The 22,365-nt window shown below is 68.6% G+C and carries 23 protein-coding genes; 11 read left to right on the top strand and 12 right to left on the bottom strand.

What is annotated here, in order from left to right:
• Positions 1-60: 60 nt before the first annotated feature.
• The 3 genes from DM194_RS24610 to DM194_RS24600 form a co-directional block, all read right to left on the bottom strand.
• A complete protein-coding gene (locus DM194_RS24610) occupies positions 61-426 on the bottom strand; it encodes a response regulator (RefSeq protein ID WP_111070251.1) in 366 nt (121 codons plus the stop codon).
• 89 nt (positions 427-515) lie between these two features.
• Positions 516-1,016, bottom strand: coding sequence for a chemotaxis protein CheW (locus DM194_RS24605; protein WP_111070250.1), 501 nt, complete (start codon positions 1,014-1,016; stop codon positions 516-518).
• Positions 1,013-3,799, bottom strand: coding sequence for a hybrid sensor histidine kinase/response regulator (locus DM194_RS24600; RefSeq protein WP_111070249.1), 2,787 nt, complete (start codon positions 3,797-3,799; stop codon positions 1,013-1,015). The genes DM194_RS24605 and DM194_RS24600 overlap by 4 nt, the downstream gene beginning before the upstream one ends.
• A gap of 205 nt (positions 3,800-4,004) precedes the next feature.
• Between DM194_RS24600 and DM194_RS28515 the strand changes: the two genes are divergently transcribed.
• A complete protein-coding gene (locus tag DM194_RS28515) occupies positions 4,005-4,178 on the top strand; it encodes a hypothetical protein (RefSeq protein ID WP_176581501.1) in 174 nt (57 codons plus the stop codon).
• Between the two features lie 6 nt (positions 4,179-4,184).
• Here the strand turns inward: DM194_RS28515 and DM194_RS24595 are convergent, their stop codons facing one another.
• Positions 4,185-4,874 (bottom strand): histidine phosphotransferase family protein, encoded by a 690-nt coding sequence (locus tag DM194_RS24595; protein ID WP_111070248.1) that lies wholly within the window; start codon positions 4,872-4,874, stop codon positions 4,185-4,187.
• A 124-nt stretch (positions 4,875-4,998) separates the two neighbouring features.
• Here DM194_RS24595 and DM194_RS24590 point away from each other — a divergent pair, with 124 nt between their 5' ends.
• From DM194_RS24590 to DM194_RS24585, 3 genes are all read left to right on the top strand, one after another.
• Complete coding sequence (locus DM194_RS24590) at positions 4,999-5,178, top strand: DUF3553 domain-containing protein (RefSeq protein ID WP_111070247.1); 180 nt, start codon at positions 4,999-5,001, stop codon at positions 5,176-5,178.
• Positions 5,179-5,302: 124 nt separating this feature from the next.
• Complete coding sequence (locus DM194_RS29015) at positions 5,303-5,425, top strand: hypothetical protein (RefSeq protein WP_281280333.1); 123 nt, start codon at positions 5,303-5,305, stop codon at positions 5,423-5,425.
• A gap of 124 nt (positions 5,426-5,549) precedes the next feature.
• Entirely contained in the window at positions 5,550-7,355 is a 1,806-nt protein-coding gene (locus DM194_RS24585; protein WP_111070246.1) for a sensor histidine kinase, read from the top strand.
• A gap of 162 nt (positions 7,356-7,517) precedes the next feature.
• Here the strand turns inward: DM194_RS24585 and DM194_RS24580 are convergent, their stop codons facing one another.
• Both DM194_RS24580 and DM194_RS24575 read right to left on the bottom strand, forming a co-directional pair.
• Complete coding sequence (locus DM194_RS24580; RefSeq protein WP_111070245.1) at positions 7,518-8,447, bottom strand: DMT family transporter; 930 nt, start codon at positions 8,445-8,447, stop codon at positions 7,518-7,520.
• Positions 8,448-8,569: 122 nt separating this feature from the next.
• Positions 8,570-9,610: an esterase-like activity of phytase family protein gene (locus DM194_RS24575; protein WP_111070244.1), complete on the bottom strand. Its 1,041-nt coding sequence runs from the start codon at positions 9,608-9,610 to the stop codon at positions 8,570-8,572.
• Between the two features lie 244 nt (positions 9,611-9,854).
• Between DM194_RS24575 and DM194_RS24570 the strand changes: the two genes are divergently transcribed.
• The gene (locus tag DM194_RS24570; protein WP_111070243.1) at positions 9,855-10,559 is read left to right on the top strand and encodes a sensor histidine kinase; all 705 of its coding nucleotides are present in this window, start codon (positions 9,855-9,857) and stop codon (positions 10,557-10,559) included.
• Positions 10,560-10,579: 20 nt separating this feature from the next.
• On the opposite strand, the gene DM194_RS24565 is transcribed toward DM194_RS24570, so the two are convergent.
• Positions 10,580-10,993 (bottom strand): NifB/NifX family molybdenum-iron cluster-binding protein, encoded by a 414-nt coding sequence (locus tag DM194_RS24565; RefSeq protein ID WP_111070242.1) that lies wholly within the window; start codon positions 10,991-10,993, stop codon positions 10,580-10,582.
• 233 nt (positions 10,994-11,226) lie between these two features.
• Here DM194_RS24565 and rpoH point away from each other — a divergent pair, with 233 nt between their 5' ends.
• The 3 genes from rpoH to pcp all read left to right on the top strand — a co-directional run bounded on the left by rpoH (position 11,227) and on the right by pcp (position 13,733).
• Complete coding sequence (gene rpoH, locus DM194_RS24560) at positions 11,227-12,105, top strand: RNA polymerase sigma factor RpoH (RefSeq protein WP_111070241.1); 879 nt, start codon at positions 11,227-11,229, stop codon at positions 12,103-12,105.
• Positions 12,106-12,228: 123 nt separating this feature from the next.
• A complete protein-coding gene (locus DM194_RS24555; RefSeq protein WP_111070240.1) occupies positions 12,229-13,086 on the top strand; it encodes an urea carboxylase-associated family protein in 858 nt (285 codons plus the stop codon).
• Positions 13,086-13,733: a pyroglutamyl-peptidase I gene (pcp, locus tag DM194_RS24550; RefSeq protein ID WP_111070239.1), complete on the top strand. Its 648-nt coding sequence runs from the start codon at positions 13,086-13,088 to the stop codon at positions 13,731-13,733. Before DM194_RS24555 ends, pcp begins: the two co-directional genes overlap by 1 nt.
• Positions 13,734-13,743: 10 nt before the next feature.
• Here the strand turns inward: pcp and DM194_RS24545 are convergent, their stop codons facing one another.
• A complete protein-coding gene (locus tag DM194_RS24545) occupies positions 13,744-14,628 on the bottom strand; it encodes a LysR substrate-binding domain-containing protein (protein ID WP_111070238.1) in 885 nt (294 codons plus the stop codon).
• Positions 14,629-14,758: 130 nt separating this feature from the next.
• On the opposite strand from DM194_RS24545, the gene DM194_RS24540 reads away from it, so the two are divergent.
• A complete protein-coding gene (locus DM194_RS24540; protein ID WP_111070237.1) occupies positions 14,759-15,187 on the top strand; it encodes a VOC family protein in 429 nt (142 codons plus the stop codon).
• 76 nt (positions 15,188-15,263) lie between these two features.
• Here the strand turns inward: DM194_RS24540 and DM194_RS24535 are convergent, their stop codons facing one another.
• Positions 15,264-15,953 (bottom strand): LuxR C-terminal-related transcriptional regulator, encoded by a 690-nt coding sequence (locus tag DM194_RS24535; RefSeq protein ID WP_111070236.1) that lies wholly within the window; start codon positions 15,951-15,953, stop codon positions 15,264-15,266.
• Positions 15,954-16,512: 559 nt separating this feature from the next.
• On the opposite strand from DM194_RS24535, the gene DM194_RS28510 reads away from it, so the two are divergent.
• Positions 16,513-16,686, top strand: a complete 174-nt coding sequence (locus tag DM194_RS28510; RefSeq protein WP_176581500.1) for a hypothetical protein — start codon at positions 16,513-16,515, stop codon at positions 16,684-16,686.
• Positions 16,687-16,782: 96 nt separating this feature from the next.
• On the opposite strand, the gene DM194_RS24530 is transcribed toward DM194_RS28510, so the two are convergent.
• The 3 genes from DM194_RS24530 to hflK form a co-directional block, all read right to left on the bottom strand.
• Positions 16,783-18,432: a DegQ family serine endoprotease gene (locus DM194_RS24530; protein WP_246024582.1), complete on the bottom strand. Its 1,650-nt coding sequence runs from the start codon at positions 18,430-18,432 to the stop codon at positions 16,783-16,785.
• 181 nt (positions 18,433-18,613) lie between these two features.
• On the bottom strand, positions 18,614-19,567 hold the full coding sequence (hflC, locus tag DM194_RS24525) for a protease modulator HflC (protein WP_111070234.1): 954 nt from the start codon (positions 19,565-19,567) through the stop codon (positions 18,614-18,616).
• Positions 19,568-19,580: 13 nt separating this feature from the next.
• Complete coding sequence (gene hflK / locus DM194_RS24520; protein WP_111070233.1) at positions 19,581-20,843, bottom strand: FtsH protease activity modulator HflK; 1,263 nt, start codon at positions 20,841-20,843, stop codon at positions 19,581-19,583.
• A 175-nt stretch (positions 20,844-21,018) separates the two neighbouring features.
• On the opposite strand from hflK, the gene apbC reads away from it, so the two are divergent.
• Positions 21,019-22,185, top strand: a complete 1,167-nt coding sequence (apbC, locus tag DM194_RS24515) for an iron-sulfur cluster carrier protein ApbC (RefSeq protein WP_111070231.1) — start codon at positions 21,019-21,021, stop codon at positions 22,183-22,185.
• The last annotated feature ends 180 nt before the right edge of the window (positions 22,186-22,365 follow it).

Here is a 22,365-nt window from a genome sequence, read left to right as displayed (position 1 = left end):
GACCGGTTCATACACCCGACGGCCTCGTGCCGGATGGTCGGGTCCGGCACGGGCAACAGATCACAGCAGGCCGACCTGTGCGAACTTGGTCTGGATGATGTCGCTGTCGAAGGGCTTCATGATGTATTCGTTGGCCCCGGCGGACAGCGCCTCCTGGATATGGGCGAGGTCGTTCTCGGTGGTGCAGAAGACCACCTTGGGCTGCTCGCCCCCGCTCATCTTGCGCAGCCGGCGCAGGAACTCGATGCCGTTCATCACCGGCATGTTCCAGTCCAGCAGGATGGCATCGGGCATCCGCGCCGCGCAGGCATCCATCGCCTGCTTGCCATCCTCCGCCTCGGTGCAGGTGAAGTTCAGCTCTTCCAGGATCTTGCGTGCGACCTTGCGAACCACGCGGCTGTCGTCGACCACCAGGCAGGATTTCATTGCGGCAGGGCCTCAGGTCATCTGTTCATCGGCGGAAAGGGCGGCCGGAGGGAGCGGCGCCTTTCCTGACGGGAAGACGCCGCGGACCGTCAGGCCGTCTCTATGGTTGTGAAGTTGAGCAGACGAGGCACGTCCAGCACAACCATCAACTGACCGTTCAGCCTATAAATTCCGGTAGAAACCTCGCGCCAGCGCGGATCCAGCGTCGCCGGGTTCCGTTCGAAGTCCTCCTTGGTCAGGCTCAGCACCTCGCCGACCGAATCGACCATCAGGCTGTACAACTCGCCGCGCAGGTCGACGACGATCGACATGCCCGGCTTGTCCTTGGGCCGGCCGGTCAGGCCGAGCCGCAGGCGGACGTCGATGGCGGTGACGATGCGGCCGCGCAGGTTCAGCGATCCGGCGACCTCGGGCGGGGCCAGCGGGATACGGGTGATCCGCTGATGGCCCAGCACGTCCTGCACTTGAAGGACCGGGATGCCGAACATCTGGTCGGCGATCGTCATGGTCACATAGTCCTGGTTGCCGGAGACGACGATGTCGTCACCCTTCGACTTCCGGACGGTGGACGGCAGCTTGGCGTTGCTCATGCGGCACCTTTCTGTTCGGTCAGCGTCTGCTGCAGCGCGAAGAGCAGCGCGTCACGGTCGAACTTGGCGACATAGTCGTTGAAACCGGCGATCCGGCCGCGGTCGAGATCGCGGGCGCTGGCGTGGCTGGACAGCGCCACCATCGGCACACGCTGCCAGCGGCTGCCGTGGCGCACCGCCTCGGCGAAGTCGAAGCCGCTCATGCCCGGCATCTCGATGTCGGAGACGATGACGTCGAAATCCTCGCCCGCCTCGCAGAGCGCCAGCGCGTCGCCGGCATTCTCCACCGCCGTCACGTCGTAACCGGCGACCGACAGCAGCGGGGTCAGCAGGTTGCGGAAGAAGGGGCTGTCGTCCACCAGCAGCACGCGCTGCAGCTTCTCCTCCTCGAACCCCTCCTGGGCGGAGGAGCCGAACCAGTCCTTGTAGGCCTGGGTCAGGAAGAAGCCGGCGTCGATCACCTCGGTCGCCTTGCCGGCGATGATGGCCGAACCCATCAGGCCCGGACGCTCCGCCGCCAGCTGGACGTTCAGCTTCTCCTCCACGATGTCGACGATCTCGTCGACGATCAGGCCCATCGAGCGGTCGCCGTCGGCGAAGACCAGGACCGGCTGACGGCCTTCGTTGGCCAGCACGAAGTTCGGGTCGATCGGCACCAGCGGCATCAGCTTGCCGCGGTACTGGACCACCGGCAGGCCGTTCGACATCTCGACCGTGGCGAGATCGACGTCCTCCAGGCGGGCGACCAGCGACAGCGGCACCGCCTTGGGCGCGCCCTCGCCGGCGCGGAACAGCAGGAGCGCCATCTTGTCCTCCTGGCGCTGGGTCTGGACCGCCGTGGTTTCCTTGCCCGCGGCCTCGCCCATCGCCATCTCGCCGGTGGCCGACGCGATGCCGTTGGGGTCCAGGATCATGATGACCGAGCCGTCGCCCAGGATGGTGTTGCCCGAGAACATCTCGATGTGGCGCAGGATCGGCGCCACCGGCTTCACCACGATTTCCTCGGTGTCGAACACGCGGTCGACCATGATGCCGAAGGTGTAGGTGCCGACCTGGGTGACGACGATGAAGGTCTCGTCCGCCGGCTTCTTGGCGTCCTCGTTGTCGTCCAGCCGCAGCAGCTGCTGGAGCGAGACCAGCGGCAGCAGGCGGTTGCGCAGGCGCAGCACCGGCGTGCCCTTCAGGCGCTCGATGGTGTGCTCGCTGTCGGCGGCGGCGCGCACCAGCTCGACCACGCTGATCTGCGGAATGGCGAAGCGCTCGCCCGCGCATTCCACGATCAGGGCGGAGACGATGGCCAGCGTCAGCGGGATCTTGATGACGAAGGTCGAGCCCTTGCCCTGGGCCGACTTGATCTCGATCGTGCCGCCGATCTTCTCGATGTTGGTCTTCACCACGTCCATGCCGACGCCGCGGCCCGACACGTTGGTGACCTTTGCAGCGGTGGAGAAGCCCGGCTTCATGATGAACTGGATGATCTGCTGGTCGGTCATCGAGGCCAGCTCGATCTCCGACGCCATCCCGTTCTGGATCGCCTTCTGCTTGATCCGGTCGATGGCAAGGCCCTTACCGTCGTCCTGGATCTCGATGATGATGTGGCCGCCTTCGTGATAGGCGTTCAGCGTGATGCGGCCGGTCTCCGACTTGCCCGCCTTCAGGCGCTCCGCCGGAACCTCCAGGCCATGGTCGGCGCTGTTGCGCACCATGTGGGTCAGCGGATCCTTGATCAGCTCCAGAACCTGGCGGTCCAGCTCGGTGTCGGCGCCGAGCATCTGGAGGTCGATCTTCTTGTTCAGTTCATGCGCCAGATCGCGCACCAGGCGCGGCAGCTTGGCCCAGGCGTTGCCGATGGGCTGCATGCGCGTCTTCATGACGCCTTCCTGCAGCTCCGACGTCACATGGTTCAGGCGCTGCAGCGGGGCGGCGAACTCGCTCTCCTTCTGCGACCGCAGGATCTGCAGCAGCTGGTTGCGGGTCAGCACCAGCTCCGAAACCATGGTCATCAGGTTTTCGAGCAGGTCGACGTTCACGCGGATGGTCTGCGCGGCGACCGCCGATTCCTTGGTCGCGGCCTCGGCGCCCGCATCGGCGCCGCCGGCGTTGCCCCCGCCGGAACCGCCGGACATCGGGGCGACCGGCGCCGGCATCTTGGCGGCGGCCGGCTCGGCATCGGGCACGACGAGGTCCTGCGACGGGGCGGGCTCCTCGGCCGGCTCGGGCGCGCGGGTGGCGACCGCCGTGCTCGCCGGAACGGCGGGAGCCGCGGCCGGCGGGTCATTCGGGCCCGGGATGGAGTTCCACAGCGCCTCCAGCTCGTCCAGCGTCGCCGGACGGTCGTCCGCGGCGGCGACCGCGGGAGCGGCCGGCGGCGGCGGCGCGGCGGCGGCCGGAGACGGTCCGCCCAGCTTGCCCTCGGCGCACAGGTTCAGGCGCTCGATCAGCGGCAGGTCGTCGCCGGGCGGTTCCGCCTCGGTCGCTTCCAGGACCGCCAGAAGGCTCTTGATGGTGTCCAGAGCCTGCAGGATCAGCGACACCGCTTCCGGGTTGATCGTCAGTTCGCCATCGCGGAACTTGCCCAGCACGTTCTCCGACGCGTGCGCCACCTTTTCCAGGCGGGGCAGGCCGAGGAAGCCGCAGGTTCCCTTGATGGTGTGAACGAGACGGAAGATGTTCGACAGCAGTTCCGGATTGTTGGGATTCTGCTCCAAACGCACCAACTCGACGTCGAGCACCGAGAGGTTTTCGTTGGTCTCCGTCAGAAATTCGGACAGCAGATCATCCATGTCGCATTCCCCAGGCCCAATGTTTATGGTCCGCGCCGGCCTGCGGCTCGAACGGGCAGCATCTAAGGGCCGCCGGTTGCGCTCCAGTCCAGGTAGGCTGGGAGCCTGTCAAACACTGATTAAGAGAACCTTACCTCTTTCGATAGGGAGTCTTCCGGGAGCTTCCACCGGTAGGATAAGGCCGCGAATGTCACAGGGAGGATCGATGACCGACGCCGAACTCGCCCAATCCGTGCGCGAGGCCGTTGAACGGCTCAATGCCGCGCTGGCGGAGGCCGCGCGCCACAATCTGGCCGTCACGCTGCGCACCACGGCCCACCAGACCACCGGCGGGGTGGAGCAGGTCGTGGTGGAGCCGCGGATTTTCAAACAGCTTTGATGAACCTCACCACTCGGCGGTGAAGACCAGCCGCTCGCTGCTTTCGGTGGCGACGGCGATGCGGAAGCCGTCGCTCTCCGCCAGCCGCCCGACGAGATAGGCGTGGATGGTGCGGGGAGTCAGCGCCTCGGGCGTCGCCGTGCCGGCCAGGGCCGTGGCGGCATCCGGGTTCAGGGTGCCCGGGCGGCCGGCGGCGGTCACGGTGATGCGGCCGGCCGTCTCGTCGCCGTCGGCCGCGACGGAGACGAGGCCGCCATGGGTCAGCGCCTCGTCCGCCAGCAGGATGAGGTTCAGCACCAGCTTCACCACGCCCCGGCGCTGGGCGGTCATGTCGTGCGGCACCCGCTCCGGCCAGTCCAGCCGGGTGCGGCCGCCCTCGAGATAGCCGGCGGCGGCGCTGCGGGCGTCGCCGAAACCCTTCTGGTCGCGCCCGGCCAGCCCATAGGCCAGCCGGAACACCCGCAGCCGGCGGTCGGCCTGACCGGAGGAATGGTCGATCAGCTTCACCGCCTCCCCCAGGAAGCCGCCGGCCAACCCGCCCCCGCCGCCATCCTCGTCCTCCTGCATCTCCTCGATCAGTTCCAGGCCGTTGCGGATGGCCCCGACCGGGCTGACCAGATCGTGGCACAGCTTCGACGCCAGCAGTTCCAGGACGCGGATGTCGACGCTGACGGGGTGAGTAGGCGATTCGGTCACGAGACGGTCTCCGGTGGAAAAAGGAGCGGCGACGGCGCGGTGCCGGCGATTCTATACTCTCAGGGCGCCGCCGCACAGGCGGTCGCATTTCCTATGTACAATAGACTGACGGATGGGACGCGACATGGATGATTCGCTGGTGCCCGGCGCCTGGGTGCGCCACCCCGACCAGCCCGATTGGGGGCTGGGGCAGGTGCAGTCGGCCATCCGCAACCGCATCACCGTGAATTTCGAGCATGCGGGCAAGGTGCTGATCGACAGCGACGTCATCTCGCTCTCGGTGGTCGATCCGGACGAACCCTGACACCGGCTCCGAAGCCGGGACTCCGGGAACGCGACTCCGGGAACGCGCGGATTGCGCCGCCGCGGCCGCTTTGCTTTTATGCGTCCAATCCACACATGCCAAATCCAACCATGGGAGACTAGAGATGAAGGCCATGTTCCTCGGCTTTGCCGCCGCGGCCGTGATCGCGCTGGGCGCGGCGGTGGCGTTGAACACCATCAACCACTCGACCGCGGCGCAGTTCTCCAGCCCGTCCGTCCGCCTTTGAGGGAACAAGCCACCCCCTCTTCCACGACAAGGCGACTTCCGGCATTGCGGTTCGCGGTGTAGCATCGGTCGATCCATGACCGGACACGGCGGACCGTCGGTTGATCTCGCGTCTCAAACGGGGAATGGGCGCCTTCGGTGTGGCGCTGATCGTCGGCTTCAACGCCATGATCGGCTATGACGTCCTGCATGAGCGCAGCGAGACGGTCGCCCAGGCACGGGAAGAGAACGGAGCGACGGCGCAGGTGCTGGAGCGCCATGCGACCGACAGCTTTTCGGGCGTAGCGAAAATCCTGTCCGGCGTGGCGGAGGTGCTGGCCGTCCGTGGCGACAGCTGGGACCGGGGCGATGCCGACGTGCATGCCCTGCTGAACCGTCAGGCCGGCCAGTCGCCGCTGATCCGCGCCATGCTGGTGGTCGCCGCCGACGGCAGGCTGGTCCACGACACCCAGACGCTGACCCCCGCCAACCTCGACCTGTCGGACCGCGATTACCTGATGGCCCACCGCGACGGGCTGGTCGCCGGTGGAGCGGACGGGGTCTTCGTCGGCAATCCGGCACGGGGGCGCAGCTCCGGCACCTGGTTCATCGGGATGAGCCGGCGGCTGAACGCCCCGGACGGGCGCTTCGCCGGCGTGGTGGTCGCGGTGATGGAGCCGACGGCCTTCCGCGGCTTCTACCGGACGCTGGCGCTTCCCGGCGACACCGTGGTGACGCTCTATCATGCCGACGGGCCGGTGATGGCCCGTTTCCCCGACCATGACACCCATATCGGCCGGTCGGCCCTCCATCTGCCGCTGTTCGCCCGCCTGCTGAAGGAGGCGCCGGCCGGCACCGAGATGCTGGACAGCCCGTCCGAGGGGCCGCGTCGTATCCTCAGCTACCGCGCCTCGACCGAAATGCCGCTGGTGGTGACGGTATCGTCGTCGCGCGACGCGGTGCTGGCCCCCTGGCGGTCCAAGGCCGTCATGCTGGCCGCCGCCGGCCTTGCCGGAACGCTGGTGCTCGGGCTGATGATGCTGGCCCTGCTGCGCGAGGCCGGGCAGCGCGAACAGGCGATGGCCGACCTGCAGGGCAGCGAGCGGGCGCTGCGCGACAGCCAGCACCGGCTGATCCAGGACATCGCCGCCCGTCACGGGATCGAGGCGGAGCTGATCGCCGCCAAGCAGGTTTCCGACGCCGCCAACCGGGCCAAGACGCAGTTCCTGGCGAACATGAGCCACGAGCTGCGCACCCCGCTGAACGCGGTGATCGGCTTCGCGGAGGCGCTGGAAAGCGGCATCTTCGGCGCGATGACGCCCAAGCAGACCGAGTATGTCGGCGACATCCGCCGGTCCGGCCAGCATCTGCTGAGCCTGATCAACGACATCCTCGACACCACCAAGATCGAATCGGGCAAATACGTCATGCACCAGGAGGAGCTGGCGGTGGAGGATCTGATCGGCGAGTGCCTGCGCCAGATGGAGCCGCTGGCGCTCGAAAAGGGCGTGGACCTGACGGCGAATCTGGACGATCCCCTGCCCATCCTCTACGCCGACGCCCGCGCGGTGCGGCAGATCCTGCTGAACCTGCTGTCCAACGCCGTGAAGTTCACGCCGCCCGGCGGCCGGATCGCGGTGGAGGCGGATCGGGCGGCGCGCAGCCTCCGCCTGCGGGTCAGCGACACCGGCATCGGCATTCCCGCCGTCGAGCTCGACCATGTGATGGAGCCGTTCCATCAGGTCGACAACTCCCACACCCGGCGCTATGCCGGAACCGGGCTGGGGCTGCCTCTGGTCAAGTCGCTGGTGGAGATGCAGGACGGGCGGTTCGTGCTGTCCAGCGTGCTGGGGCGCGGCACCACCGCCACCGTGCTGTTCCCGCCGGGGCGCCTGCGCAGCCGCCCCGCCGACCTCGTGGCGCTGGAACGGGCGCAGGTGGTCCCCGTGTGAAACCGCCGGGCGTAAGTTGCGGCTTGCGCCCGGCGGTGAGGGCCGCGACTGCGGCCCCGCAGGCCCATGCCTGCGAAGGCAAGCGGCCGGACGGCCGCGCCCGCCGTTCGAGGGCAAGCGTAAAGCCTGATGATATGAGCAGGCGGGGTGAGTGGTTCCCTTTTAAGCCCGCCGCTTTCCGACGATCACCAGCGCGATGCCGCCCAGAACCGCGACGGAGGAGACCGCCAGCGTCGGCGTGATCCGCTCGCCCAGAGCCAGAACCGCGGCCAGCGCGGTGATGACCGGGACGCTCAACTGGACGGAAGCGGCGCGGGCGGCGGTCAGGGCCGGCAGCGCGGCGTACCAGATCGCATAGCCCACGCCCGACGCCAGCGCCCCGGACAGGACGGCGTAGAACAGCCCGCCCGCATCCCAGCGCAGCCCGCCGCCGGTAAACGGACCGGCCAGCGCCGACAGCAGGGCCAGCGCCGCCGCCATCGGAACGGCGCGCAGGAAATTGCCGGCGGTGGTGGCGATCGGATCGCGGCTGGCCCGCCCCAGCAGCGAATAGGCGCCCCACGCCGCACCGGCCGCCACCATCAGCAGCGCCCCCAGCGGGTCGGGCGCCGACAGCCCCGGCGCCAGCAGCAGCGCCAGCCCGCAGAGCGCCAGACCCAGCCCGCCCCATTGCAGCGCCGCCAGCCGTTCACCGCGGTAGAGCCCGACCAGGATCATGGTGGCCTGCACCGCCCCGAACAGCAGAAGCGCCCCGGTTCCCGCGGTCATGGTCAGATAGGCGAAGGAGAAGGCCGCCGCATAGGCCAGCAGCGCCGCCGCGCCGCGCCAGCTTCCCGCTCCGGCCTTCACGTGCCCGGTCGCGCGGGCGATCAGCCACAGGCTGGCGGCGCCGGAGGCGATCCGCAACAGGGTGAAGCCGGCCGGATCGATGGCGGTCTGGGTCAGGGCCAGCCGGCACAGAATGGAGTTGGCGGCGAAGGCCAGCATCGCCAGCAGGGTCAGCAGCGCCGCCCGCCTCAGGCCGGGGGCCACCGTCGGAACCGCCGGTGCGGCGGCAACCTCTCCCGCCCCCAGCTTATCGCTCGCCGCCATGATTGTTTCCCCTGAAAGCATATGGAGGCAGCTAGCCTCAAGGGCGCGGCGCTGTCAAATCCGCAGCGGGCATCGCCCCGTCCGACTTTGGTCGGAGACGGACGGGGGTCGGGGAAAACGCCTCAGGACGATGAGCCGTCCAGGGCGAACAGCAGAAGGTAGGTGCGCTGGAGCGAGCGGAAATTGTCGTCGGAGATCAGATAGACCAGCGTTTCCCCCGCCGGGCCGCGGCGGGTGGCGATGGCTTCGAAATTATCGTTCACCAGTGGCGCCTCCAGCCGGGCGAGTTCGGCCCCCTCGACGACGGCGCCGGCCTTCAGCTGTTGCGGCGCCACCCGGGCAATGCGCGACGACCAGCCGCCCAGAAGCGACACCCGCCGCTCCAGCACCAGCACGCCGCCGTCGGGCAGCGGGGCGACGCCGACCGGCCGGTAGCGGGGTGCCGCGCGGTAGGTGAACGGCAGCCAGTCCGCCGCGCTGCGCGGCACGGCGTCCTTGGACGCGCCCATGCGGGAAATCCAGGCGCGGCGCTCCTGCCGGCCGTCGTCGTCGCCCTCCTCCATGGCCAGCAGACGGCCGTCGGGAAGACGGGTCAGCGCCTCCAGCCCACCGTTTGCCGGAGCGTCCTCCATCCCCGGCGGCAGGGGCACCGGGACCGGCCTGCCCTCCGGGCCGCGCGCGCCGGCGGAATAGCGCAGGATGCGGTGGTCGCGCTCGAACGACACCAGCCAGCTGCCGTCGGCCAGACGGGCCAGTTCCTCGGCATCGGTCCGGCGCTTGCGGCGGGTGATCCCGTCCTCCACCGGCAGCGGACGGGCGTCGAGGTCGGCAATCCCGGTCAGGCGCCCCGCGGCGTCGGATCGCAGCCGCCCGTCCACCACCAGCCCGGTGTCGCCGACGGCGACGAAGCGCTCGCCGGCCGGGTCGATCCACAGGCCGGACAGCCCGCCGATCCGCTCGCCCCCGGCGCTCGACCCGGCGATCTCCAGGCCGCCCAGGAATCGCAGCGGCCCGACCGCCGCCCTGTCCGGCCGGTCGCGGTCGAGCGGCACCTCCGTCGCCGTGACGATTTGCGGATCGCCGCCGGCGCCGACCACCGCGGCGCAGCCGCCCGACAGGGCCATCAGCAGCAGGCCCCAGCCCAACATCTTTCGCATCATCATGCGGCCACTCTTGCCAGCGCATCCGCAGGATACAACCTATCTTTCGGTGTGCGCCCGTCCGCCCCCGTCCGCAGGCCATCCGGGAGCCGGCGGATTGCGGCGTGATAACCGGAATGCCTCGGTCTTTGCGGCTAGGCGCGGCGGGTTACTCCCTCAGAACCGGTGGGGCCGGCCGGACAAGCGCTTAGATTGACGAGTGTTTTCGACGATGCTTACCAATGATGACCGAGCCGAGTCCGTTCCCATGCCGATGCTTTCGCGGTCGCAGGCCGCTCATTCTCCTCCGGACCAGCCGGGCGACGGCGTCGCGTCAGGGACGTCCCCGACCGATCGGCTGACGGCCCGCATTCAGGAGTTGGAAGCGGAGCTTCGGGAACTCCAGCATCGCGCCAAGAACAGCCTGCAATTGGTGATCAGCCTGCTGAAGCTGCAGGCCGGCCGCATCCGCGACCCCGACGCCCGCGCCGCCTATGAACAGACCATGGTGCGCATCGAAGCGCTGGCAATCCTCTATCGCCAGCTGCACGAGAGCGGCGCCGGCACCCATGTCGACCTCGGCCGCTACGTCACCGCCCTGTGCGAGGCGGTGCGCGAAGGCACGCCGGGCGCCCTGTCCCGCGTGCCGGTGACGGTCGATTCCGACCCGATCCAGATCGGCCTGTACGAGGCGATGCCGCTCGGCCTCATCATCGCGGAGCTGGTGACCAGCTGCCTGCACCACGCCTTCCCCGACGACGGCTGGATCCGCATCACCGTGCGCCAGCAGGGCGACAGCGGCCGCGCCCGCCTGACGGTGGAGGACAACGGCCGCGCCCTGCCCGCCGGGTTCGACACCACCGCCGAGGACGGCCTGATGCTGGCCGAGGCGCTGGCCGGCCAGCTGGGCGACACGCTGTCCACCGACAGCGACGCCGCCGGGACGACCGCCAGCGTCAGCTTCCCGGTCTGAGGCGGACGCCCGCCGCCGCCTCAGCGGCGGTGCCCTTCATCGTCGTGGCGGTCCCCATTATGACCGTCATGATGGCCGTCATGGTGCTCATGCGGGTGCTGCGGTTCGGGGGCCGGGTCCAGCGTGCCGGCGAACCAGCCGCGGATCGCCCGGACCGGATCGGTTTCCGTCGTCGTCACCGGCTCGATGCCGCGGCGCTTCATATGCGCGACGAATCCGGCGCCGGACGATCCGGTGATGACCACCCGCACGGCGTCGATCGGGTGGGGCCGGCCGTCGCCGCAGAGGTGCAGGACCTCCTCCTCCGCCAGTTCGATCCGGCCGGTCTCGACCGGGTCGCTCCCGGCCTCCGCCTCATAGACCAGGAAGCGGCGGGTGCGGCCGCCATGGGTGGCGATGGTCTCGAAGTCCTTGGTGCCGACAGCGATCTTCATGACATGCGCTTCCCTCGCGATGGTGCCCGGCGACGCCCCGGTCCTGCCACGCTCCGGGCTTCCGCGCACTGAGGAAGGTCAATCGGCGGCTGCGTCCGGCGCGATACCCGACCGCCACGCTTGACTTTCAGCACCGATTTTGTACTATATCCCCGCCTGCTCCGCCGGAGAGGCCTGGGCTCGCCGTTTCGGGAGTCCTGCACCCGTCATATCGCTTTGCATGAGGATGTGACATGAGCTCCGCCATTGCCATCCGTTCGCCGGATTCCGGCGAATCGCTGTCCCGCTACATCAACGACACGCACCGTTACCCGGTCCTGACGGCCGAGGACGAGTACATGCTGGCCAAGGCCTGGACCGAGCATGGCGACGTCGATGCGGCGCACAAGCTGGTCACCAGCCACCTCCGTCTCGTCGTCAAGATCGCCGGCGGCTATCGCGGCTACGGCCTGCCGCTGTCCGACCTGATCGCCGAAGGCAATCTCGGACTGATGACCGCCGTCAAGAAGTTCGAGCCGGAACGCGGCTTCCGTTTGTCCACCTACGCGATGTGGTGGATCAAGGCCTCGATCCAGGATTACATCCTGCGGTCCTGGAGCCTCGTGAAGATCGGCACCACCGCCGCGCAGAAGAAGCTGTTCTTCAGCCTGGGCCGCCTGAAGCGGAAGCTGGGCGAATATGGCAGCGGCGACCTGCAGCCCGACAGCGTGACCCGCATCGCCAACGACCTGTCGGTGCCGGAGGACGACGTCGTCGCCATGAACCGCCGCCTGTCGGCGCCCGTGGCTTCGCTCAACGCCCCGATGAACGCCGACGGCGATTCTGCCGAATGGCAGGATCTGCTGGCCGACGAGCGTCCGTCTGTCGAGGACTCGCTGGTCGAACGCGGCGAGGCCCGCCAGCGCAGCGCCCTGCTGCATGAGGCGATGGGCGTGCTGAACGACCGCGAGCGCGACATCCTGACCTGCCGCCGCCTGTCGGAAACCCCGCTGACCCTGGAAGACCTGTCGGTCCGCTACGGCGTCAGCCGCGAGCGCATCCGCCAGATCGAGGAACGCGCCTTCGAGAAGGTCGCCCGGCAGACCCGCGTCCTGGCCGCCGCCGCGGCCTGAGCGGGGCTGCGCAAAGGGCGGCCTTGCGAGCGGCCGTGCGAACAGCTGTTGCCCGCCGTCCCCTTCCCTGGTCATGATCGCCGGCCGGCCCGGCCGGCCCGATCAACCCCAGAGGAGACCGCGATGCCCAGCTATCCCGCCGCCTACCAAGCCAGCAAAGGGTCCGCGCTCGACGTGGACCGCGCCTTCTACGGGCGCATCGGGTCGCAGTCCGATGGGCGGGAACTGGTGGACAGCTTCGTGGTGCCGATCCGCTCCGGCCGTGCCTGGACGGTGCCGGCCGGCCATGTGTTCCGCATCGTCACCGTCGAAGGGCCGCAGGTCGCCGACCTGAACATCTGGAACCGCCACAACCCGCGCGAACGCTTCTGGGCCTCGCGCACGCGCCAGCTCCAGCAGGCGCATGTCAGCACCTTCGACCGGATGTGGTCGACCCTGCCCTATCTGCGTCCCCTGGCGACCATCACCCACGACACGCTGGCCGATTACGGCATCGACGAGTATGGCGGCCGGGTCCATGACCTGCTGGGCACGCGCTGCGATCCCTATGTCAACCGCATGCTGACGGGCGAGGATTTCCACCACCATTGCCATTCCAACCTGACCCGCGCCGTCGCCCCCTATGGCCTGACCGAATTCGACGTGCATGACGTGCTGAACGTCTTCCAGGTCACCGGGCTGAACGACGAGGACAAGTATTTCATGAAGGCCTGCCCGGCCAAGAAGGGCGATTTCCTGGAATTCTTCGCCGAGATCGACCTGCTCTGCGCCCTGTCGACCTGCCCCGGCGGCGACCTCAGCGTGCCGCTGTGGGGACCGGACGCCCGCGACCCGCTGGAGGTCTGCCGTCCGCTGGGCGTCGAGGTCTACCGGCTCGACCCGGCCCTGCTGGCGGGCTGGTCGTCGCCGGAGGTCGCGGCCTATCGCGGCAACCACGGCATGACTCTGCCGACGCCGTCCTGGGAGAAAGGCTCGGCTTGATGCCGACGATCCTGCTCACCGGCTTCGAAGCTTTCGGCGGCGAGGCCGTCAACCCGTCCTGGGAAGCGGTGCGGCAGCTCGACGGCTGGGAGTGCCGCGGCCACCATGTCGCCGCCCGCCTGATGCCCTGCGTCTTCGGCGCGGCGCTCGGCGCGCTCGACCGCGCGGTGGCGGAGACGGAGCCGGTGGCCCTGCTCGGGGTCGGGCAGGCGCAGAGCCGGGCGGAACTGTCGCTGGAACGGGTGGCCGTCAACCTGGACGACGCCCGCATTCCCGACAATGCCGGCAACCAGCCGATCGACGCGCCGGTGGTGGCGGGCGGCCCGGCGGCCTATCTCGCCAGCCTGCCGGTGAAGGCCATCGCCGCCGCCCTGCGCGACGCCGGCATTCCCGCCGGCCTGTCGCACAGCGCCGGCAGCTTCGTCTGCAACCACCTGTTCTACGGCGCCTGCCATCTGCGGGCGGTCCGGCGCCCGGCCATGCGCGTCGGCTTCCTGCACATCCCGCTGGCCCCCGAACAGGCGGTGCGCCACCCGGGCTCCCCGTCGATGGCGGTCGAACAGGTGGTCGCCGGCCTGCGCATCGCGGTCGAAACCATCCTGACGACGGCGGAGGACCGGCACGAGGCGGCCGGTACGCTGGACTAGGCCCCCTCCCCTACTCCACCTCGGTCAGCAGCCAGTCCTTGAAGCGGCGGACGCGGCGCGCCCGCTCCGCCCCCGGCGCGTGGGCGATCAGGTAGCAGCCGCGCGGGCGCAGGGTCTCCGGCATCGGCTGGACCAGCCGGCCCGACGCCACATCGTCGCCGACCAGGAAGACCGGCAGCAGCGCCACCCCCATGCCGGCCGACGCCGCTTCGATGATCATGAAGAAATGCTCGAAGGCCAGCGACAGCGCAGCCTCCGGCAGGGTCAGTCCGAAGGCGGAGAGGTAGACCCGCCAGGAATCGGGCCGGGTGGTGTGCTGCAGCAGCCGGTGATGCGCCAGATCGGCGGGCCGGCGCAACGGCGGCCCCTGCTCCAGCAGCGACGGCGCGCAGAAGACGCCCATCGTCTCCGGCATCAGCGTCGCCGTCTCCGCCCCCGGCCAGTCCTCCACGCCATAGCGGATGGCGACGTCGATCCGCTCCTTGGCGAAATCGACGCGATGCTCGCCGATGCTGACCTCGACCTGGATGTCGGGATTTTCGGCCTGGAACCGCTTCAGCCGCGGGATGAGCCAGCGCTGGGTCAGGGTCGGCAGCGCGCTGACCCGCAGCACCCCGCCCTCCTGCGCGCGGGCCGCCCTGGCCGCCGCCGCGATGCGGTCGAGCGCCGCCGACGCCTCGCCATAGAAGGCGGCCCCGGTTGGAGTCAGTTCGATGCCGCGGCCGACGCGGCGGATCAGCTCCACGCCCAGATCGGCCTGGAGGGTCTGCATCATGCGGCTGACGGCGCCCTGGGTCACCGCCAGTTCGTCGGCCGCCTTGGTGAAGCTGAGATGGCGGGCCACGGCGACGAAGCTGCGGACGGCATTGAGAGACGGCAGGACGCGGTCTGGCATGGGGCGAACCGAATCATGAGTTGAACTCATAAATCTCCGCCCGAGAACTCGTTTGTCAAGTCTGGAGGGATGGGGTCTGCTGGGGGCATCAACAGCCAAGTGCCAACCGGTCCCGAAAGGCCACGCCACCATGACGACGCTGACGCCCTTCCACATCGCTTTCCCGGTCGACGATCTGGCCGCCGCCCGCCATTTCTACGGCACCGTGCTCGGTTGCCCGGAGGGTCGCAGCAGCGACGAGTGGATCGACTTCGACCTGTTCGGCCACCAGATCGTCGCCCATCTGAAGCCGCGCGACCCCAACGCCGCCCCGGCGCACCGCAATCCGGTGGACGGCCACGACGTGCCGGTGCCGCATTTCGGCGTCGTTCTGCAGCCTGCCGACTGGGACGCGCTGGCCGAGAAGCTGAAGGCCGCCGGCGTGAAGTTCGTGATCGAGCCCTACACCCGCTTCAAGGGGCAGGTGGGCGAACAATCCACCATGTTCTTCCTCGATCCCGCCGGCAACGCCCTGGAGTTCAAGGCCTTCGCGGACATGTCGCAGCTGTTCGCAAAGTAAGCGGGCGAAAGCAAACGGTAAGAACCCTCCCCCGGGATGGCGGGGGAGGGCCAGGTGAGCGCAATGGACAGGCGGGTTACTGGTTCGCCGCGGCGGCAACCGCACCGGCGCCGGCCAGCTCGCCGCCGATGCCGTTGTTCAGCGCCCAGATGGCGGCCTGGGTGCGGTTGGACGCGTTGATCTTGCGCAGCAGGCTCTTCAGGTGAACCTTCACGGTGGCTTCCGTGATGTTCAGGTGATTGGCGATCATCTTGTTGCTGTCGCCGTTCAGCAGGCAGCGCAGGATCTGCACCTCGCGCTGCGACAGCCCCTTGCGCGACACCGGCATCTCGGTGCCGTTGCCGTTGACGCGGCCGGAGATCAGCAGAGCCGCCAGATGGGTCGGGAACACCTTCTCGCCCATCATGACCAGCTTCAGCGACTGGGCAAGCGCGTCGGACGACAGATCCTTCATCAGATAGCCGTCGGCACCGGCCTCGAGCGCATTGGCGAGGCGGCGGGTGCAGAGATCGCTGGTCAGGATGACCATGCGGGTATCCGGCAGCAGAGCGCGCAGGCGGCGCATTCCTTCCGCTTCCTCGTCACCGCCATTCTGCAGGTCGAGGAGAAGGAGCTGCGGCTTCAGGCCGTTTTCGACCGAACTCAGCGCCTCGCGCAGGTTTCCCGCCTCCGCCTGGATCTGGAAGGGCGAGTCGTCGAGCAGGCGCTTCAGCCCCTCGCGAAACAGCTTGTTCGAGTCGATGAGAAAAGCGCGCACTGTGTCCATTGTCCGCTCCCGCAATTTTGAACCGAGCATCATCAGGCGATGGCCGACGGTAGGGCCGGTGGTGGCCGCTGCACGAAGGAAGATCCCGACGCATTGGCGACTGGCCGATTACCCCCCGACAGCTTCGGCAGGCCGTTATTTAGGGGGAGGTTACCCCCGTGTCGCGACCTACGGTACCACTCTACAGAGTTAAAAGAAGAACGCATTGGGCATATGCGCAAAGCCCCGCCGGGATTCCCGGTTCCAAAGATATCACAGCAGCGAACATTGCACTGCTCGAAGGCATTAACTGGTTTGTTAACCACCACTTATTTGCGTATGGCTTCGCCTCATAAGCGAGATATGTCGGATTTCTCTTACACGAAGTTGAAGTGACGGCCTCCTACGGTGGTGATGCCAACAGATAACCCGAATGGAGACCCCCACCGTTCGATATAGGGAGCACCCCGGCCATGGCGCTAAGGCTTGACCGGGAATGGCCGTGCGTGCGCTTTTTCCCGCTGCAACCCCGATGGCGGCGATGGGCCGAGGACGGGGTTGGGGCGGGGTCGGGACTGGAATGGGCTGGCAGATCATCGCCGCCGCAATGGCGGGCTATCTGGCGCTGCTGGGGCGCAGCGCCTGGAAGCAGGGGGAATTCCGCCAGTTCCTGCGCAGCCTCGCCATCGTCGCCGTGCTCTGCGCCCTGCTGGCCGGCACGGTCGCGGTGGCGATGTTGCTCGACAGGCCATAGAAGCGCGCCGCGCCCCCTCCAGGCATACCAACCCGCACAAACGAAAAGGGCGCCGGCGGTTTCCCGCCGGCGCCCCTGTTCCCGTGCCGCAGGCGATCAGCCGAGCGGGATCGCCACGAAGCGCAGGTCGCCCTTGCGGTCGACCAGCAGCAGGACGGACTTCTTGCTCTGCTCCTTGGCCTTCTGGACCTTGGCGGTGACGTCCTCCGGCTTGCGGACCTCTTCCTGTCCAACCTCCAGGATGACGTCGCCGGCGCGCAGGCCCTTTTCCGCGGCGGTGGAGTTGCCGGCCACCTCGGTGATGACCACGCCCTTCAGGTCGGGCTTGATATCGAACTGCTGGCGCAGTTCCGGGGTGATGCCGGTCAGCTTCATGCCGAGCGATTCGGTCGGCTTCTGGGCCGGAGCCTTGTCCTTCGGCTGCTGCTTCTCGTCCGGGTTGGCGGCGAGCAGGCCCTGCTCCTCCGCGGCTTCCAGCTCGCCCACCTTGACCTGCACGGTCTGGGACTTGCCCTTGCGCCAGATCTCGACCGGGACGGCCCGGTCGATGGAGGTTTCGGCGACGACGCGCGGCAGGCGCCGCATCTCGTCGATCTCCTTGCCGTCGAACTTCGTCACCACGTCGCCGGCCTGGATGCCGGCCTTGGCGGCCGGGCCGTCCGGGGTGACAGAGGCGACCAGCGCGCCCTTGTGGCCGGGCAGGCCGAGGCTCTCGGCGATCTCCGGCGTGATCGCCTGGATGCGCACGCCCAGCCAGCCGCGGCGGGTCTTGCCGTATTCCTTCAGCTGCGCCACCACCTGCTTGGCCAGATTGGCCGGGATGGCGAAGCCGATGCCGACCGACCCGCCCGACGGCGAGAAGATGGCGGTGTTGATGCCGATGACCTCGCCGTTCAGGTTGAACATCGGGCCGCCGGAATTGCCGCGGTTGATCGAGGCGTCGGTCTGCAGGAAGTCGTCGTAGGGACCGGCGTCGATGTTGCGCTGGCGCGCCGAGATGATGCCGGCGGTGACCGAGCCGCCCAGGCCGAACGGGTTGCCGATCGCCAGCACCCAGTCGCCGACGCGCATGGCGTCGCTGTCGCCGAAGGGCACGGCGACCAGCGGGTGGGTGGTATTGATCTTCAGCAGGGCAAGGTCGGTCTTGCTGTCCTTGCCGACCAGTTCCGCCTTGATGTTGGTGTCGTCCTGCAGGATGACGGTGATCTCGTCGGCGTCCTGAACGACGTGGTTGTTGGTGACCACATAGCCGTTCTTGGCGTCGATGATGAAGCCGGAGCCCAGCGAGGTCGCCTTGCGCTGCGGCTGGTCCTGCTGCTGCTGGCGGTCGAAGAAGTCCCGGAAGAAATCCTCGAAGGGCGAGCCCGGCGGGAATTGCGGAATCTCCGGCCGCGGCCCCTGCGGACGCTGCGGCGCGCTCTGGCTGGTGGAGATGTTGACGACCGCCGGCAGCAGCTTTTCCGCCAGATCGGCGAAGCTGCCGGGCGCGTTGCGGTTGGGGGCCGCCGCCTGGGCCTGGGCCGGCGCGGCGGTGAAGGCGCCGATGACGGCGCCGCCGCCGATGACCGACGCCATGCCCCAGACGATGGCGGCGGCAAGCGGCCGGACGCCCGCCTTACGCGACCGGGCCCCGGCCACGGCGCCCCGCGCGGCGGGTTCGAATTTTGGTATGCGAATCAACGTGCTCTCCCTACCAGACGTCCGGCCGGTTCCAAGGACGGGAGCGGCCGCCCAGTTCTGGGCCATATATGTGTTGGTCCAAGAGTATGGCCGCAAGATGGCGCGCCGGTCCAGTCGGCACCAGCGGAAATCACAAGCCCGCCGAATTCTTTCCAATCCTGCCGCGCGCCTTGACCCCGGCAAAGGAACGGCCGGATCGGGGAGCCCCCGATCCGGCCGCATTCCGTTCGTACGCGGAGCTTCGGCCTTACTGCGCCGGAGCGGCGGCAGGAGCCGGCTGGCTGGCCTGCGGGGCAGCCTGCTGGTTGGCCTGCGCCGGGGCCGGAGCGCCCCCGGACTGCGGCCCCGGCCCGGCGAAGTAGCGGAAGAACTCGCCGTTCGGCGACAGCACCATGGTGGTGTCGGTGCCGTTCAGCGACTTCCGGTAGGCCTCCAGCGAGCGGTAGAAGCCGTAGAAGTCGGGATCCTGCGACGTCGCCTCGGCCATCAGCTTCAACGCGGTGTTGTCGCCTTCGCCTCGCAGGATCTGCGCGTCGCGCTGGGCCTCGGCGATGATGACCGTGCGTTCGCGTTCGGCGCGCGACTTGATCTGCTGCGACTGCTCCTGGCCCTGGGCTCGCGCCTCGGACGCTTCGCGTTCGCGCTCGGAGCGCATGCGGGCGAAGATCGACTGGCTGGTTTCCTCCGGCAGGTCGGCGCGGCGGATGCGCACGTCGACGATCTCGATGCCGAAGCGCTTGGCCTCGTCGTTCACCTGCGACTTGATGTCGGTCATGATGCGGGCGCGCTCGTCCGACAGGACGGCCAGCACCGTGACGTTGCCGAGCACGCGGCGGAGCGCCGAGTTGACGATGGAGTTCAGGCGGGTTTCGGCCACCGCCTCGGTCCCGGCGGTCTGGTAGAAGCGCAGCGGGTCCTGGATGCGGTAGCGGGCGAAGGCGTCGACGTCCAGGCGCTTCTGGTCGGCCAGGATCACCTGCTCCACCGGCGGATCGAGGTCGAGCACGCGGCGGTCGAGAAGGCGGACCTCCTGGATGAAGGGGATCTTGGCCTGCAGACCCGGCTCCTGGATCACCCGGCGCGGTTCGCCGAACTGCAGGATCAGCGCCTGCTGCGCCTCGTTGACGGTGAACAGGGACGACGAGGCGACGATGCCAAGGGCGACGATGCCGATGCCGACGATTGCGAGGGTGCGGTTCATGATGCGATCCTCCTCACTGGCCGGACAGGAGCTGGTTCTGCGGCAGCGAAGACAGCGGCTGGGGCTGCGTCTGCGTGCCGGGGCGCGGCCCGCCCTGGTTGCCGCCGGAATTGGCCGGCGGGGCCTGGCGCGGCGCCTGCTGCGGAGCCGGCGCGGCGTTCGGGGCCAGCTGGTTCAGCGGCAGGTATGGCACGACGTTCTGCGCCGATCCCTCCACGATGATCTTGTTCCGGCCGCGGAGGATCTCCTCCATCGTCTCCAGATACATGCGGCGGGCGGTGACGTCCTTGTTCTGCGCATAGGCCTCGTAGACCTTGCGGAAGCGCTCGGCGTCACCCTGGGCCAGGCTGACCACCTGCTCGCGATAGGCCGACGCCTCCTGCACCAGACGTTCCGCCTCGCCTCGGGCGCGCGGGATGATGTCGTTGCGGTAGGCTTCCGCCTCGTTGCGGGCGCGTTCGCGGTCGGCGCGGGCGCGCTGCACGTCGTTGAAGGCGTCGATGACCGGAGCCGGCGGGTCGGCCTTCTGCAGCTGGACCTGGGTGATCTCGATGCCCGACTGGTATTCGTCCAGCATGGTCTGGAGCAGCTGGCGGGTCGAGGTTTCGATCTGCTGGCGGGCCTCGGTGAGGGCGGGCTGCAGGTCGGTGCGGCCGATCACCTCGCGCATCGCGCTCTCGGCGGCCTTCTTGACCGTCGATTCCGGATCGCGGATCTTGAACAGGTAGTTGCCCGCGTCCTTGATGACCCAGAACACCGTGAAGTCGATGTCGACGATGTTCTCGTCGCCGGTCAGCATCAGGGATTCGTCCGGCACGTCGCGGTCGTTGCGGCCGGTACCCGCGGAGGAGCGGTAGCCGACCTCGATCCGGTTGACGCGCGTCACCTTCGGCAGCAGCACCGTCTCGATCGGCGACGGCAGGCGGTAGCGCAGACCGGGCTGTTCGGTGCGCGTCCATTCGCCAAAGCGCAGGACCACGCCCTGCTCGTCCGCCTCGACGCGGTAGATACCGCTGGCGAGCCAGATCAGGGCAAGCACGCCCACGACCACGGCCACGCCCCGGCCGCTGCCGAAGCCGCCGGGCATGGCGCGGCGCAGGCGGTCCTGGCTGCGGCGCAGCAGATCCTCAAGGTCGGGAGGCTGCGGGCCGCCGCCGCCGCCGCCATTTCCCCCACCCTGGGGGCGGCCCCACGGATTCCCGGGACCGTTGTTGCCCGGCGGGGGACCCCAGGGACCGCCGCCGCCGCCGCCCCCACCTTGATTGTTCCACGGCATCCGAGTGTGTCCCCCTTACTTCGTGATTCGTCCCATGATGTGAAAGCGCGCTGGCATGGCCCCGCACCTCCCTTTACCGATGTCGTCCGTCGGTCCTATAGTCCCCCATACCCTTAGGCAAGGATTCCACCAACGGATATCCGCCAATATCGGGAAGATAGCGGAGTTTTCAACCATGGCGCAGATCAGCGAAGCTCAAGTCATGCAGGCGCTGAAGACCGTCGTCGACCCGGACCGGGGCGCCGACATCGTCAGTTTGGGCATGTTGTCGGGCCTCGTGGTGCGTGACGGCCATGTCGCCTTCTCCATCGAAGTCGACCCCAAACGCGGCGCCCAGGCGGAGCCGCTGCGCCACGCCGCCGAGAAGGCGGTGGACGCCCTCCCCGGCGTTCTGTCGGTCACCGCCGTGCTGACCGCCCACCGGGCCGCTCCCCAGGCCGCACCGCAGCAAGGCCATTCGCATGGCGGGCACGGCCACTCGCACGGCCACTCACATGGGCATTCCCATGGCGCGGCGCCGCAGGGCGACCCGCAGAAGCCGCTGGTCCCCGGCGTGAAGGCCATCGTCGCCGTCGCCTCGGGCAAGGGCGGCGTCGGCAAATCGACCACCTCGGCCAACCTCGCGCTGGCGCTGGCCGCCAACGGGCTGAAGGTCGGGCTGCTCGACGCCGACATCTACGGCCCGTCGATGCCGCGCATGATGGGAATCGCCGGCCGTCCCAACAGCCCCGACGGCAAGCGCCTGGAGCCGATGGAGAATTTCGGCGTCAAGGTAATGTCCATGGGCTTCCTGGTGGCCGAGGACACGCCGATGATCTGGCGCGGCCCCATGGTGATGAGCGCGCTGCAGCAGATGCTGCGCGACGTCAACTGGGGCACGCTCGACATCCTGGTGGTGGACATGCCGCCCGGCACCGGCGACGCCCAGCTGACCATGGCCCAGCAGGTGCCGCTGGCCGGCGCGGTGATCGTCTCCACCCCGCAGGACATCGCCTTGCTGGACGCCCGCAAGGGGCTGAACATGTTCCGCCGCGTCGATGTGCCGGTTTTGGGCATCATCGAGAACATGAGCTATTTCTGCTGCCCCAACTGCGGCCACCGCACCGACATCTTCAGCCACGGCGGCGCCCGCAAGGAGGCCGACGATCTGGGCATGGAGTTCCTGGGCGAGATCCCGCTGCACCTGTCGATCCGCGAGACCTCCGACCAGGGACAGCCGATCGTGGTGTCGCAGCCGGAGTCCGAGCACGCCCAGGCCTACCGCCGCATCGCCACCCGCCTGTGGGAAAAGATCGGCGGCGGCACCGGCGGGCGCGCCGCCCCGCGCATCGTGGTGGAGTGAGGGGAGCGGGCGCTCCTTTGACCGGTTGAATGGCGGCCGAGGGGGCCGGCGGCGGAGAATGCTCCGCCGCCGGCCCCCGACGCTCCATCCGACGCCCCGCATATTGCGGTGAGCCGGCATATCTCCGGAACCGCGCCTGCGCTCCGAAACGCTGGAGCGATGACGCCATACAATTCGATA

Source organism: Azospirillum ramasamyi (genome assembly GCF_003233655.1).
GTDB lineage: Bacteria > Pseudomonadota > Alphaproteobacteria > Azospirillales > Azospirillaceae > Azospirillum > Azospirillum ramasamyi.
Note: the sequence above shows the minus strand (reverse complement) of the source record. Positions and strands in the feature narration are given on the sequence as shown.